11 protein-coding genes are annotated in these 15,063 nt (G+C 71.2%); 8 read left to right on the top strand and 3 right to left on the bottom strand.

The genetic code is table 11. The annotated features are described in order from the left end of the window. Nucleotides 1–65 precede the first annotated feature (65 nt). From ACZ60E_RS28585 to ACZ60E_RS28560, 6 genes are all read left to right on the top strand, one after another. On the top strand, nucleotides 66–560 hold the full coding sequence (locus ACZ60E_RS28585) for a hypothetical protein (RefSeq protein WP_469444140.1): 495 nt from the start codon (nucleotides 66–68) through the stop codon (nucleotides 558–560). 53 nt (nucleotides 561–613) lie between these two features. Then, the gene (locus ACZ60E_RS28580; protein ID WP_469444272.1) at nucleotides 614–1,183 is read left to right on the top strand and encodes a TetR/AcrR family transcriptional regulator; all 570 of its coding nucleotides are present in this window, start codon (nucleotides 614–616) and stop codon (nucleotides 1,181–1,183) included. Nucleotides 1,184–1,281: 98 nt separating this feature from the next. After that, nucleotides 1,282–2,514, top strand: a complete 1,233-nt coding sequence (locus ACZ60E_RS28575) for a TolB family protein (protein WP_469444138.1) — start codon at nucleotides 1,282–1,284, stop codon at nucleotides 2,512–2,514. Nucleotides 2,515–2,845: 331 nt separating this feature from the next. Beyond that, entirely contained in the window at nucleotides 2,846–4,450 is a 1,605-nt protein-coding gene (cimA, locus tag ACZ60E_RS28570; RefSeq protein WP_469444136.1) for a citramalate synthase, read from the top strand. Between the two features lie 275 nt (nucleotides 4,451–4,725). Then, nucleotides 4,726–7,749, top strand: a complete 3,024-nt coding sequence (locus ACZ60E_RS28565; RefSeq protein ID WP_469444134.1) for a glycoside hydrolase family 3 protein — start codon at nucleotides 4,726–4,728, stop codon at nucleotides 7,747–7,749. A 172-nt stretch (nucleotides 7,750–7,921) separates the two neighbouring features. Further along, on the top strand, nucleotides 7,922–9,268 hold the full coding sequence (locus tag ACZ60E_RS28560) for a hypothetical protein (RefSeq protein ID WP_384811501.1): 1,347 nt from the start codon (nucleotides 7,922–7,924) through the stop codon (nucleotides 9,266–9,268). A 118-nt stretch (nucleotides 9,269–9,386) separates the two neighbouring features. Here the strand turns inward: ACZ60E_RS28560 and ACZ60E_RS28555 are convergent, their stop codons facing one another. The 3 genes from ACZ60E_RS28555 to ACZ60E_RS28545 form a co-directional block, all read right to left on the bottom strand. Next, on the bottom strand, nucleotides 9,387–10,169 hold the full coding sequence (locus ACZ60E_RS28555) for a serine protease (protein WP_469444270.1): 783 nt from the start codon (nucleotides 10,167–10,169) through the stop codon (nucleotides 9,387–9,389). A gap of 177 nt (nucleotides 10,170–10,346) precedes the next feature. After that, nucleotides 10,347–10,844, bottom strand: coding sequence for an N-acetyltransferase (locus ACZ60E_RS28550; RefSeq protein ID WP_469444132.1), 498 nt, complete (start codon nucleotides 10,842–10,844; stop codon nucleotides 10,347–10,349). A 304-nt stretch (nucleotides 10,845–11,148) separates the two neighbouring features. Continuing rightward, nucleotides 11,149–11,757 (bottom strand): YceI family protein, encoded by a 609-nt coding sequence (locus ACZ60E_RS28545; protein WP_385835257.1) that lies wholly within the window; start codon nucleotides 11,755–11,757, stop codon nucleotides 11,149–11,151. A gap of 259 nt (nucleotides 11,758–12,016) precedes the next feature. On the opposite strand from ACZ60E_RS28545, the gene ACZ60E_RS28540 reads away from it, so the two are divergent. Together ACZ60E_RS28540 and ACZ60E_RS28535 are read left to right on the top strand one after the other, a co-directional pair. Then, nucleotides 12,017–12,544 carry a hypothetical protein gene (locus ACZ60E_RS28540; RefSeq protein ID WP_384811507.1) on the top strand — a complete coding sequence of 176 codons (528 nt, stop codon included), beginning with the start codon at nucleotides 12,017–12,019 and terminating at the stop codon, nucleotides 12,542–12,544. 3 nt (nucleotides 12,545–12,547) lie between these two features. Next, on the top strand, nucleotides 12,548–14,926 hold the full coding sequence (locus tag ACZ60E_RS28535; protein ID WP_469444130.1) for a polysaccharide lyase 8 family protein: 2,379 nt from the start codon (nucleotides 12,548–12,550) through the stop codon (nucleotides 14,924–14,926). Nucleotides 14,927–15,063 lie beyond the last annotated feature (137 nt).

Here is a 15,063-nt window from a genome sequence, read left to right as displayed (position 1 = left end):
GGATGCGGGACGCGGGCGCGGCGACCGGATCGAGCGGAACGACCGGGATCAGGTAGAACGTACCGGTGAACATACTGTCCTGTGCCGTCTGCGGACGCCGGCTGACCGAGCCCGTCCGGCAGCTCGACGAGCCGCCCGAGTACCCGGGCTGGGACGGCCTGCCCGACACGGAAGGCCGCAGGCACGGCCCGGCGACCGTCCCCCGCGGCACGTACGTGGTCGATCCGCAGCCGTTCGGAGCGCCCTTCGAACCGTACGGGGGCGAGGAGGACGCGTACGACGGCATCGTGCCCGGCGGGATGTGGATGTCCGACGAGCAGGGCTCGCTGGTGGCCGCCGGGCCGCGCGGCATGTACGTCCTGCATCCGCTCGACGTCGTGGAGCCGGCGTTCCACCCCGACACGGCCCGCTGGGGCGGCTGTTGCGGTGCGACGCCCCACAACGGCGTCAACCGCGTCTGCTCCTGCGGCGCCGAGGTGGCCATCCTCGCGAGCGACTGCGGCAGTGGGTACGAGACACGGCTCGTCCCGGACGCCGTCCGCGTGGAGGCCGCCCCGTGACCACCCGCCGGCGCAACACCGCGCCGCCCCGCGAGGACGTCCTCGCCGCGGCCATGGGCATGATCGCCGAGCGCGGTCTGGAGAAGCTCACCATGGCGGCGCTCGGCGGCGAGGTCGGGATGAGCAGCGGCCATCTCCTCTACTACTTCCGCTCCAAGGACGAGTTGCTGCTGCGCGCCCTCGAATGGAGCGAGGGCCTGCTCGGCACCGAACGGGGCCGGCTGCTCACCCGGGCGGCCCCGGCCCGCGAACGCCTCGACGCGTACGTCGACCTGTACGTGCCCGAGGGCCACCGCGATCCGCACTGGACCCTCTGGCTCGAGGTCTGGAACCGCTCGCAGAACGCCGACGACGACGCCCGCGACCGCCAGGCCGCGATCGAGGGCGCCTGGCACCGCGACCTGGTGGCGCTGCTCGCGGGGGGCGTCTCGCGCGGAGAGTTCCGGCCGGTCGACCCCGACCGCTTCGCCACCCGTCTGCGCGCCCTGCTCGACGGCTTCTCCATCCATGTGGCGATCGGCCTGCGGGGCACGGACCGGGGGCAAGTACTCGGCCACGTCGGCGAGTTCCTGGACGAGACACTGCGCCCCCCGACGCCCACGAAGGCGCCCCCGGACGCTTGAACGCACGTCCGGGTTGTACGCGATATGACGGATTGACCCCTGCCCGGTGGTGCGTTTGCATCGCACGGACCGACCGCATCACCACAGGGGGAAAGCTTGTGTACGCCAGCACGCGCACCGCACTCGCCACAGCTCTCGTCACCGCCGCGCTGACCACGACGGCTCTGACGGGCACCGCGGCGAACGCCGCGCCCGGAGCTCCGCACGCCGCACCGCACGCCGCTCCGCACACCGAGCCGGTCAGCGTCACACCCGGCGGGAGAGCGGGCAACGGGGCCTCGGACGACGTCGTCATCAGCCGCAACGGCCGTTATGCCGCCTTCTCCTCGGACGCCGAGGACCTGGACCCGAACGCCCCGCACGGGGGCATGTACCTGCGCGACCTGCGCGCCGACACGACCCGTTTCGCGGGCTTCGGCGACGTGGTGGCGGCCCTCGACGACGGCCGCCTCGTGTACGCCGCGTCCGGCGACGTGTCGCTCCTCGACCTGGGCACGGGCCGGCAGGAGACGTTCGGCATCGAGATCCCCGAGGGCTTCAGCGGCCCGCCCGGCGCGGTCTCCGTCAGCCCGAACGGCCGGTACGCCGTCTACACGCTGTACGGGACCGGCGAGGGCTCCGTCGTCTTCCTGAGCGACAGGACCGCAGGCACCACCGAGCGGATCAGCCGCCCTCGGCCCACCTGGGAGCCGCGCAACGCCTTCGAGCCGACGGTCGGCGACGACGGCCGCCGCGTCGTCTACCAGTACAACTACGCCAACGGCCCGCGCGGCGACGACTGGGGGGACGTCTGGGTGTACGACCGCCGCACCGGCGAGCGCGTCCAGGCCGACCGCTCCCACGACGGCTCGGCCACCGAGAAGGAGTCGCTGCGCCCGTCCATCAGCGGCGACGGCCGCACGGTCGTCTTCGAGTCCCGGGACACGCACCTGGTGCCGGACGACACCGACGGGGCCTGGAACGTGTTCGTGCACGACCTCGCCACCGGCACCAACCGGCGTCTCCACGGCACCCAGGGCGGCCCCGGCGAGGCCTCCACCCGTAACCCCGCGGTGAGCCCCGACGGGCGGTACGTCACCTTCATGTCGGAGGTGACGGAGGCGGGCGCGCAGTACGGCAAGGAGTGGCCCATCTATCTGCGGGACCTGAAGAAGGGCACCACCGTCCTGGTCACGCCCGACACCACCGGCGGCACGGCCACCGCCGACGTCCTGCCGGGCCGGATCGCCGACGGCGCCCGCCGCATCGCGTTCCGGTCCGCGGACCCGTCGCTGATCCAGGCCGGCGACACGAACGACGGCACCGACGTGTTCGTCCGCCACCTGCGGTGAACCACCGATGATCCAGCGGTGATCAACCGAGTGCTCGCATCCTGAGACGGACGGTGAGCACGGAGGGGGTCTGTGCCAGACTGCTTCCGTGCTCTCGTTCGCCACGATTATTGGCAGCAGGCGCGCCGGTCCGCAGTGACCACCACGTACGACCAGGTACGGGTGGACACCGTCGTCTCGACCCGCGCGCAGACCTCTCGCACCCGCGAGGGGTTTTTCGCTTTTCTGGCCCACCCTCAGCCGGAGGCGAGAGCGCGAGGGACCATGTGGGGACGGCGGAGCCGGTCATTCCGGTACCGACCGAGATCTGATCCTCAGGAGCCTTGACACCATGACCGAAACCAGCGAGTTCGACGATTCGTTCCACGTCTTCGACACCACCCTGCGCGACGGCGCGCAGCGTGAGGGCATCAACCTCACCGTCGCGGACAAGCTGGCCATCGCACGGCACCTGGACGACTTCGGCGTGGGCTTCATCGAGGGCGGGTGGCCGGGTGCGAACCCGCGCGACACCGAGTTCTTCGCCCGTGCCCAGCAGGAGATCCACTTCAAGCACGCCCAGCTCGTCGCCTTCGGGGCCACGCGCCGGGCGGGCGGCAAAGCCAGCGAGGACCCGCAGGTCAAGGCGCTCGTCGAGTCCGGCGCGCCCGTCGTCACGCTCGTCGCCAAGTCCCACGACCGGCATGTCGAACTGGCGCTGCGCACCACCCTCGAAGAGAACCTGGAGATGGTCCGCGACACCGTCGCCCACCTCCGTTCCGAGGGCCGCCGCGTCTTCGTCGACTGCGAGCACTTCTTCGACGGCTACCGGGCGAACCCGCAGTACGCGAAAGCCGTCGTCCGGGCCGCCGCGGAGGCCGGCGCCGACGTCGTCGTCCTGTGCGACACCAACGGCGGCATGCTGCCCGCGCAGGTCCAGGCCGTCGTCGCCACCGTCCTCGCCGACACCGGGGCGCGCCTGGGCATCCACGCCCAGGACGACACGGGCTGCGCCGTCGCCAACACCCTCGCCGCGGTCGACGCGGGCGCGACCCACGTCCAGTGCACGGCGAACGGCTACGGCGAGCGCGTCGGCAACTCCAACCTCTTCCCGGTCGTCGCGGCCCTGGAGCTGAAGTACGGCAAGAAGGTCCTCCCCGACGGCGCGCTGTCCGAGATGACCCGCATCTCGCACGCGATCGCCGAGGTCGTGAACCTCACCCCGTCCACACACCAGCCGTACGTCGGTGTCTCGGCCTTCGCCCACAAGGCCGGCCTGCACGCCTCGGCCATCAAGGTCGACCCGGACCTGTACCAGCACATCGACCCCGAACTGGTCGGCAACACCATGCGGATGCTCGTCTCCGACATGGCGGGCCGCGCCTCCATCGAGCTCAAGGGCAAGGAACTGGGCGTCGACCTCGGCGGCGACCGCGAGCTGATCGGGCGGGTCGTGAGCCGGGTCAAGGAGCGTGAACTGCAGGGCTACACGTACGAAGCCGCCGACGCGTCCTTCGAACTCCTCCTGCGCGAGGAGGCCGAGGGCAAGGCCCGCAGGTACTTCGACGTCGAGTCCTGGCGCGCCATCGTCGAGGACCGCCCCGACGGCAGCCACGCCAACGAGGCGACGGTGAAGCTCTTCGCCAAGGGCGAGCGGATCGTCGCCACGGCGGAGGGGAACGGGCCGGTCAACGCGCTCGACCGGGCGCTGCGGGTGGCCCTGGAGACCCTGTACCCCCAGCTCGCGAAGCTGGAACTGGTCGACTACAAGGTCCGCATCCTGGAGGGCAAGCACGGCACGGAGTCCACGACGCGCGTCCTCATCTCCACGTCGGACGGCGCGGGGGAGTGGTCGACGGTGGGCGTCGCGAAGAACGTGATCGCGGCGTCGTGGCAGGCGCTGGAGGATGCGTACACGTACGGCTTGCTGCGCGCGGGCGTTGAGCCCCCGGCGTAGCTCCCCTTCTCGTACCTGCCTCGGGGGCCGGCCCCCGAACCCCCGGTCCTCAAACGCCGGACGGGCTGAGATGTCCCCGGACCGGCGGATGTCTTTCAGCCCGTCCGGCGTTTGAGGACACAGTGACGGGAAGGGCAGGGGCGGCGGGGGCGAGAAAACCCCGCCCCCGGATTCGGCGCGAAGGCTTGACGCCCTCGCGGGGCGTCAGTTAACTCACGGCGTGATTTAAGCCCCGCGAGATCACCCCCGTCAAAGCCTGAGCCGAGGGAAGGTCCATGCGAAGAACCGCCCTGCTCGTAGCCGCCACCCTGCTGACCGGACTGCTGCCGTTCGCCGCGGCGACCCCCGCTTCCGGAGCCGACGATCCCGCCCCCGTCCCCGTCGACAACTTCGAGGGCGAGATCCCGTTCGCGAACCCGCCCGCGGAGGGCATCTTCACCTGGGGCAGCGACGCCGACGACCCGCCCACACTGGAATTCGCCGCCCGCGCCGACGCGCCGCAGGGCGACAAGGTCCTGGCCGGCACGTACGACATCAGCGGCTACGGAGGCTTCACCCACGACTTCGCCTTCGCCGAGCCGGCCCACGACTGGTCGGCCAGCAAGGGCATCCGCTTCTGGTGGGACGGCCGGAACAACGGCAAGAAGGTCAACTTCGAGCTGAAGGACGGCGGCGCCAACGGCGAGGCCTCCGAGCTGTGGACGACGTCCTTCACCGACGACTTCACCGGCTGGAGGCAGGTGGAGATCCCGTTCACCGACTTCGTCTACCGCACGGACTACCAGCCGGTCGGCGGCATCGACCAGGTCCTCGGCCTCACCGAGATGTGGGGTTACGCGCTCACGCTCCCGGTCGGCGTCAGGGATCAGTTCGCCATGGACGGCGCGGAGTTGTACGGCAAGGCCGACCAGGCACTGCGCGCGAACGTCGTCACCGACGCGGCCGTGTACCCGGTGAAGGAGGGCCGCTCGGCCGCCGTGAAGATCACGGTGGCCACCACCGGCTCCGCCCCGATCGAGGAGCCGGTCACCGTCGCGTACGAGACGGCCGGCGGCACCGGCGAGTCCGGCAAGGACTACACCCCGGTCAAGGGAGAGCTGACCTTCCCGGCCGGTACGGCCTCCGGCGCCTCGCGGACGGTCACCGTGGCGACCCTGCGCGACAAGGCGGCCGAGAACGCCGAGACCGTCCCGCTGAAGCTCACGGTCACCGGCGCCAAGGCGCCCGCCGAGAACCCGCAGGTCGTCATCGACGCCCACGGACTCCCGTACCTGGACGCGAAGCTGCCGGTGAAGAAGCGGGTCGCCGACCTGCTGTCCCGGCTGTCCCTCGCCGAGAAGGCCGGCCAGATGACCCAGGCCGAGCGGGGCGCGCTCACCGCGCCGGGCGACATCGCCGCGTACGACCTCGGCTCGCTGCTCTCCGGCGGCGGTTCCACGCCGACCCCGAACACGCCCGCGGCCTGGGCGAAGATGATCGACGGCTTCCAACTCCGGGCGCAGGCGACCCGGTTCCAGATCCCGCTCATCTACGGCGTGGACGCCGTGCACGGCCACAACAACCTCGTCGGCGCCACGATCCTGCCGCACAACATCGGCATCGGCGCCACCCGTGATCCCCAAGTCGCCCACGACGCGGGCAAGGTGACGGCCGCCGAGGTCCGTGCCACCGGCATCCCGTGGGACTTCGCGCCCTGCCTGTGCGTGGCGCGCGACGAACGCTGGGGCCGTACGTACGAGTCGTTCGGTGAGGACCCGGCGCTCGTCGAGTCCATGGAGACCGTCATCGAGGGGCTGCAAGGGGCGGCCAGTGGGAAGGACCTGAAGCGCAACGACAAGGTGCTCGCCACCGCCAAGCACTTCGTCGGGGACGGCGGCACGGAGTTCGGCTCGTCCACGACCGGCTCGTACACGATCGACCAGGGCATCACCAAGGTCACCCGGCAGGAGCTGGAGGCCGTGCACCTGGCTCCGTACCAGGACGCGGTGGACCGGGGCGTGGGCACGTTCATGCCCTCGTACTCCTCGCTGGACATCCTCGGTGACGGCACGGGCGCGGTGAAGATGCACGCCCGCGCCGACATGATCAACGGAGTCCTCAAGGACCGCATGGGCTTCGACGGCTTCGTGATCAGCGACTGGCAGGCCATCGACCAGATCCCCGGCGACTACGCGAGCGACGTCCGTACGTCGATCAACGCGGGCCTCGACATGATCATGGTCCCGTACGCGTACAAGGACTTCCACGCCACGCTCCTCGACGAGGTGAGGGCCGGGCGGGTCGGCGAGAAGCGGATCGACGACGCCGTCTCGCGCATCCTCACGCAGAAGTTCAAGCTCGGTCTCTTCGAGAAGCCGTACGCCGACACGAGCGGCGCTTCGGCGATCGGCTCGGCGAAGCACCGGGCCGTGGCCCGCGAGGCCGCCGCCGCGTCGCAGGTCCTGCTGAAGAACGCGGGCGGTGTGCTGCCGCTGAAGAAGTCGCAGAAGGTGTACGTCGCCGGGTCCGACGCCGACGACATCGGCAACCAGACCGGTGGCTGGACCATCACCTGGCAGGGCTCGTCCGGGAAGATCACGGACGGGACGACGATCCTGGAGGGCATCCGGAAGGCCACCGGCAGTCCGGTCACCTACTCCAAGGACGCCTCGGCGCCGACCGCCGACAGTGACGTGGGTGTCGTGGTCGTCGGCGAGACACCGTACGCGGAGGGCGTCGGTGACGTCGGCAACGGCAACGACCTGGCGCTGACGGCCGCGGACAAGGCCGCCGTCGACAAGGTGTGCGCCGCCATGAAGTGCGCGGTGCTCGTCGTCTCGGGCCGCCCGCAGCTCATCGGCGACCAGCTCGGTGACATCGACGCGCTCGTCGCGTCCTGGCTGCCGGGCACGGAGGGCGACGGGGTCGCGGACGTGCTCTACGGGAAGCGGGCCTTCACCGGGCAGCTGCCCGTCACCTGGCCGAAGTCCGAGGCGCAGCTGCCGATCAACGTCGGTGACTCCGCGTACGATCCGCAGTTCCCGTACGGGTGGGGGCTGACCACGCTCACGAAGGTGCCGACGGGTGGGCTCACGACGCTGAAGGGTCTCGCCGTCGCGGCCTCGCTCGCCGAGCGCGCCGGGGCCGAGGAGGCGGGGCGCGCGATCGTCGGCAAGGCGAGGCTGATCGTCCAGCAGAAGGTCGGGCAGGGGCTCACTTCGGCTGTGGCCAAGCCGTTCGCTGATGCGGATCATCTGTTGCTGACCGGGAAGTACGCACAGGCTGTGGCGAAGCTTGCGGCTGCGTATGCGGCGGCCTGACTCGGCCTGACGGCCATCGGGCCCGCGATGCCCTTCGTCTGCGGGCCCGGTGGGGGCTGGTCGCGCCCACGCGGCGGAGCCGCATATGAACACAGCCCCGCGCCCCTGAAGGGCGCCCCGGTGCCAGGAGGTGTGGGCCGCCGATTGCGGCCGTCAGGAGTAGGTTCGGGGTATGACGGGCGTACTGGCACGAGGACTGGCCGTTTTCTTGATCGCGTTCGCGGCGCTGGGCGTCGGGGGCATCCGTGCCCACGCCGCTACGGACGCCACCGGCGTCTCAGCCGTCGCGGACGCCCTGCGCGAGCGGCCCGTGTACGTCGATCCGTCCATGGCCCGGGTGCTGTCCGACGCGGAGGCCGACGCGCTGGCCGCGAAGATCGAGAAGGCGGACAAGCCGCTGTTCGTCGCGGTTCTCCCCGGTGACTTCCCCACGGAGAACCTCTTCCAGAACCTGCGTACCGACACCGGTGTCACGGGCCTGTACGCGATCCGGCTCGGCTCCCGGTTCGACGCGAAGGCCGACTCCTCCGTCATGCCGAACGCCGCCGTGCGCAACCTGGTGACCAGCGTCCGGGGCGAGGACGCCCTGACCCAGCTGAACCACTTCACCGACCGGGCCCTCGCCAACGTCGGCGGCTCCGCGCCCAGCAGCTGGAGCGACGGCGACGACGGCGTGGACACCGGCGCCCTCATCGGCGCCGGCGTGGTCGTCGTGGCGGGCGGCGCGGGCGCGTACGCCCTCGTGAGGCGCAACCGCCGCCGCAAGGAGGCGGAGCAGCGGGCCGCACTCGACCGGCTGCGCGTGGTCGTGGACGAGGACATCACCGCCTTCGGCGAGGAACTCGACCGGCTCGACTTCCACCCCGCGGAGGCGGGCGCGGACGACGCGATGCGCGCCGACTACGAGCGCTCCCTGGACGCGTACGACAAGGCGAAGTCCTTCATGGCCGCGGCCACCCGCCCCGAAGACGTGCGAGGGGTCACCGAGGCGCTGGAGGACGGGCGCTTCTCGCTGGCCGTGCTCGCCGCGCGCCGCGAGGGCAGGCCCGTTCCCGAGCGCCGGGCGCCCTGCTTCTTCGACCCGCGCCACGGGCCTTCGGTCGCCGACGCCGCCTGGACGCCGGCGGGCGGAGCGCCCCGCGAGGTGCCCGTCTGCGCCGCCGACCAGGTCCGGCTGGCCGAGGGCACCGACCCGGCCGTGCGCGAGGTCGACACGGAGTACGGGCGGCGGCCCTACTGGGACGCGGGCCCGGCGTACGGCCCCTGGGCGGGCGGCTACTTCGGCGGCGGCATCCTGCCCGGCCTCCTCGTCGGCACGGTTCTCGGCTCGATGATGGCCGGTCCGGCGTACGCGGCCGACTACGGCTCCGGTTACGGGGACTTCGGCGGCGGCGGGTACGAGGGCGGGGACGTGTCAGGCGCCGACTTCGACTCCGGTGACTTCAGCGGGGGCTTCGACGGCGGCGGTGGCGGGGACTTCGGAGGCGGGGGCGGCGGCGACTTCGGCGGGGGGTTCTGACCCGCGGCGTGGGCACCGGTACGGATACGGGCCCGGCGCGGTGCGGCGCCGGGCCCGTGGACCTCGTACAAGCGTGCGCGTGGACGTCGTACGACGCGTGGATGTCGTACCGCGGACGTCAGAGAGTCGCGGCCGCCGAGGCGATCGCGGAGGAGAAGGTCGAGACCTCGCTGTAGACGCCGGGGGCGTTCGCGCGGGCGCAGCCTATGCCCCAGCTGACGATGCCGACCTGGATCCAGGCGTTGGCGCTGTCCCTGCGGAACATCGGGCCGCCGGAGTCGCCCTGACAGGTGTCCACACCTCCGGCGGCGTAACCGGCGCAGATCTCGTCACTCGCGACGAGGCCGCTGTACCCGCTGTACGTGCGGCAGGTGGCGTCGCTGACGAACGGCACGCTGGCCTTGAGCATGTAACGCTGCTGGGCGCCGCCCTCGCTGGCCGCACCCCAGCCGGCGACGGTGAAGGTGCCGGAGTTGTACGCCGTGGTGGTGGCGATCGGCAGCGTCGCCTGGTTGATGGGCGAGGCGAGCTTGATGAGCGCCCAGTCCTTGCCGGTGCCGTTGTAGCCGGGGGCCCGGTAGACCTTGGTGGACTTGACCTGGACCCGGCCGGAGGTGGACTGGAGGTCCACGACACCGGCGGTGGCGGTGATGCTCGTGTTGTTGCCGGTGGCGCCCACGCAGTGCGCGGCGGTGAGCACGATCTGCTGGGTGTAGAGCGCGCCGCCGCAGCCCATGGAGAGGCGGACCATGAACGGGAACTCGCCCTGCGCGGCGCGGGTTCCGCCGACGACGGGCGCCGGGGCGGCCTGTGCGGAGGACAGGGGCTGAAGGCTGATGACCGCGAGGGCCGCGGCGCCGGCGACCGCGCATCTCTTGAGCGTCTTGAGGAGGTTCTTCAACGTGATGCCTTCCGTGGGGGGTGGAAGTGACAGGCTCATGCCAAGTCCGACGAGAGAAGATCCCGATGTTCTCGTCATGGGCCGGTCAATTTCTGTTGAAGGATTATGGGAACGCTGTGAGCACCGCCACAAGGGGTGAAAACCAGCCGTTCGCGTCCGGGCCGCGTCCGGCCGTCGTCAGGCGCGGTCCGGCAGGGCCAGCCATTCCTTCCACGACAGGTCCCGGCCGATGAACCGCGGCCGCTCGAAGGGCCAGGCCTCGGCGATCCAGCGCGGTACGAACGCGTCCAGGTCCTGCTCCAGCGGGGTCCCCGCCCGGTCGTCGACGACCCACCAGGAGATCTCGGCGTCGGCACCGGCCTTCTCCGGCGGGTCGATGTACACGCACCCGTACTCGGTGGTCTCCGCCTCGTCGAACAGTACGTAGTTGAAGGACTCGTGCGCCTCGATCTCGGCCGCGTGCCGTTCCAGGTCCGCCTTGTTGGCCTCGTACGTGATCGTGGCGGCGGGCCAGCCCCAGGCCTCCCCGAAGATCGACCACAGCCGCTCCCGTGAGCCCATCACCGCCGGGTAGTCGACCGCGGCGTCGCCACCGGAGATCGGCCGCAGATGCAGCAGCCCTCCGGGCAGGGCGGCGCGGAGGGGGTGGGCGAAGTCGGTGGGCAGCCATGTCATGGCCGGAGGTTAACGTGCGGTCCACCGGGCCCGCACCGGTATATCCGCGGCTGCGTCCCCGGCTCCCCGTCACCGCTCAGGGGCTCCGCCCCCGAACCCCCGGTGCGCAGTTCCCCGCGCCCCTGAGGTGGCCGCGCCGCTCAATAACGCCGAGCGCCCGCCTTCCGCTCGCAAGGAGCCGGAGGGCGGGCGTGCTCGGGCCCCTTCAGGGGCGCGGGGAACTGCGCACCGGGGGTCCGGGGGGCGGAGCCCCCAGGCAGTGACGGGCGCAGGTCGCCGGGCGGGACCCGGCCCCCCGGGGGGATCAGGCGGCGTTCTTGATCGCCGAGATGTCGAACGTCAGCTTGATCTTGTCGGAGACGAGCACGCCACCGGTCTCGAGCGCCGCGTTCCAGGTGAGGCCCCACTCGGAGCGCAGGATCTCGGACTTGCCCTCGAAGCCGACGCGCTCGTTGCCGAAGGGGTCCTTGGCCACGCCGTTGAACTCCAGGTCGATGGAGAGCGGCTTGGTGGTGCCGAGGATCGTCAGGTCACCGGTGATGCGGTAGTCGTCGCCACCGAGGGCCTCGGCCGCGGTGGAACGGAAGGTCATCGTGGGGAATTCCTCCGTCTTGAAGAAGTCCGCGCTTTTCAGGTGACCGTCACGGTCGTCGGAGCCGGTGCTGATGCTGTCCATCTTGACGTCGAGGGACGCGGTCGACAGCGACGGGTCGGCACCGTCGAGGTGCAGGCTGCCGGTGAAGTCCTGGAAACCGCCCTTGACGTTCGTGACCATGGCGTGGCGCGCCACGAAACCGATCGTCGAGTGCGACGGGTCGATCGTGTAGTCGCCGGTCAGAGCGGCGAGGTCGGGGTTCACGGCGCCGGGCGTCGCGGTTGCGGTGTCGGTGTCCTTGCGGCCGAAGATTCCCATGACTGGCTCCTTGGGGGACGAGTTCCGGCTCTGCGCCGAAGCTGTTTAACGTTCAACTAGGGCGACCATAGACCTATTCCCTACGGGTTTCAACTGTGGTCGTGGCGTGTTGCCCCGGTTACACCCGGTTGCCATTGGTCTACTCCTAAGGTGATCCACCGGCCCCCTGGTGGACACGTGCAGCCCTCGGGCACGATCGCCTTGCTCCACCTGCACCGCCGCCCCACAGCCAGCACGGTCGTCCGCAGGAAGGCTCCGCATGAAGCTCCGTTCCGCCCTGACCGCCCTCACCCTCTTCGCCGCCCCGGCCGCCGTCGTGCTCGGCGGCGCGACAGGGGCGACCGCCACCCCCTCCAACGGTGCCGCCGCCGTCGCGGTCACGAAGATCAGCCACGCCACGGCGACCTCGATGTTCAGCCAGTCCGGCATCACCTGGTCGTCCTCCGGCGGCTGCTCGGACCGCGACAACTCCACCTGTACGTCCTTCACGGAGCTGAACCTCGCCACCGCCCAGGGCGCGCAGACCCTGAAGAGCGCCACCGGCTGCGCCCTCAACATCACCGGCGGCACCGAGACGGGCCACGCGAGCGGCACGTACTCCCACTGGAACGGCTACAAGCTCGACTACGCCAAGAGCACCTGCGTCACGAACTACATCAAGAACACGTTCACCTACATCGGCCCGCGCGGCGACGGAGCCCTCCAGTACCAGTCGGGCTCGGGCAACATCTACGCGGACGAGGGCAACCACTGGGACGTCCTCTACCACAACTGCGGCGGCTGCTAGGAGATGATCTCCACCCGACGCACGTTCCTGCTGGCGGCGGCGCTCGCACCCGCCGCCCCGCTCCTGGCGTCCGCTCCCGTCGCCCACGCGGCCGACGACGACGCGTACGACGACGCCTACGACACGCTCCGCCGCCGCTGGCTGGAGATCGCCCTCGGCGCGGGCTACGACCCGGCCGCCGAGTCGTACGCGTCCCGGCTCGCCGAGACCGGCGAACTCGCCCGCGGCTTCCGGGCGTCCATGGCGCCGACGGCGAACTCGCTGTGGCCCGGCTACCCCTACGACCCGCCCGCCGGCATCACCCAGGCCTACAGCAGGCTGTGGACGATGACGCAGGCGTACGTTCAGGAGGGCACCGGATCGACCGGCGACGCGGGCCTGCTCGCGGACGTCCTGCGCGGCCTCGACCACCTCTCCGCCACCGTCTACAACCCCTCCACCACCCGGTACGGCAACTGGTGGGAGTGGCAGATCGGCAGCCCCCGCCTCCTCATGGACATCGTGGCCGCCCTGTACGGGCAGCTCACGGGCGCCCAGGTCACCGCGGCCTGCGCCGCTGTCGACCACTTCGTCCCCGACAGCATGCTCGGTGACTACACGGGCACCTCGACCGGCGCCAACCGCGTCGACCTGTGCCGTTCCGTCGCCCTGCGCGGCATCCTCGGCCGCGCCCCAGAGAAGATCGCGCTCGCCCGGGACGCGCTCTCGCCGGTCTTCCCGTACGTCACGAAGGGGGACGGGCTCTACGCCGACGGGTCGTTCGTCCAGCACACCTGGGTCGCGTACTCGGGAACGTACGGGCAGGTCATGCTCGACGGGCTCGGGCGGCTCTTCGCACTGCTCGCCGGGTCGCGGTGGGAGGTCACCGATCCTGGCCGGCAGATCATCCTCGACAGCGTGGAGAAGGCGTACGCGCCGCTGATCCACGACGGGCTGATGATGGACAGTGTCAACGGCCGTGCCATCAGCCGGGGTTACCTCAAGAGCGACGACCGGCAGGTCATGCGCAGCGACCACTTCCACGGACAGGCGCTGATCGCCGCGATCACGCTCCTCGCCCAGGGCGCGGGCGCGGCGGAACGCGAGCGCTGGCAGGGGAGGATCACGGGCTGGATCGAGCGGGACACCGTCACGCCGATCCTGACGGCACGCCAGTTCGGGGTGGCCGATCTGGCCCGACTCCAGGCCGTCGCCGACTCGGCCCTCCCGGCCGCGCCCGAACCGGCCGGCCACCATCTCTTCGCGGCCATGGACCGGGCGGTCCACCGGGGCTCCGGCGCCGGTTCCGGGAGGGGCGCGGGCTTCACCGCCAACATCTCCATGGCGAGCGAGCGGATCGCGTACTACGAGTGCGGCAACGGCGAGAACCCGCGCGGCTGGCACACGGGCGCCGGAATGCTCTATTGGTGGGCCGGCGGGAGCCGGTCCGGTCCGTCGGGCGGGTCCGGTCAGTACACGGACTGGTACTGGCCGACCGTCGACTGGTACCGGCTGCCCGGGACGACCGTGTCCACCAAGCGGCTCGCCGACCGGGCGGGCGGCGAGTGGGGCGAGCCCAAGCCGGCGGCGCGCTGGGTCGGCGGCACCACGGACGGGGAGTTCGCGGCGGTCGGGCAGCACCTGCCGGGGCTCGGCTCGACCCTGCAGGCCCGCAAGTCCTGGTTCTGCCTCGACGACGCGGTCGTCTGCCTCGGCGCGGGCATCACCGCCACGGACGGCGTCCCGGTCGAGACGGTCGTCGACAACAGGAACCTGGGGGAGGGCGGCACGCAGGCCTTCGTACGAGGTCCGGGCTGGGCCCACCTGGAGGGCCACGGCGGCTGGGTCGTCCTGGCGGGACCCGCCCTGCGCACCCTCCGCGAGGACCGCACCGGCGCCTGGTCCGACATCAACACCACCTCCACCACCGAACGCCGGACCCGCCGCTGGCAGACGCTGTGGCTCGACCACGGCACGGACCCGGTGGACGCCTCGTACGCGTACGTCGTGCTGCCCGGGGCCTCGCGCCGTACGGTCGCCGCCCGCGCCGCCGACCGGCACCGGCTGTCGGTCCTCGCCAACGACTCCGGCCGCCAGGCGGTCTCCGTACCGGCGCTGGGGCTGCTCGCGGCGAACTTCTGGCGCCCGGGGACGGCCGGCCCGCTCTCCGTCACGGCCCCCGTGAGCGTGCTCGTACGCCGCCGGGGCCGGACCGCGACCGTCTGCGTGAGCGAGCCACCGCGTACCGGGGAGACCCTGGACGTCACCTGGGACCGTCCCGTACGCGGGGTCGTGCGCGCCGATCCGGGAGTCGAGGTGCTCGCCACGGGACGCCGGCTCAGGCTGCGCGTCACTCCAGGGAAGGTATGTGCATCGCTGGAGTGTGAGGTGACTCTCAGCTGAGCGCTTTGTGCGACCCCTACAAGCCACAGGGCCTCTGAGCAGTCGGATCGCCTGCATGCGGGCAGGGTTCTGTTCAGGGCTACCAGTAAAACGGGCCGGAGACTGTACAGAGTCGACGGCCCGCTTTCCTTGGTGGA

Source organism: Streptomyces sp. NPDC102514, from assembly GCF_055584525.1.
Note: the sequence above shows the minus strand (reverse complement) of the source record. Positions and strands in the feature narration are given on the sequence as shown.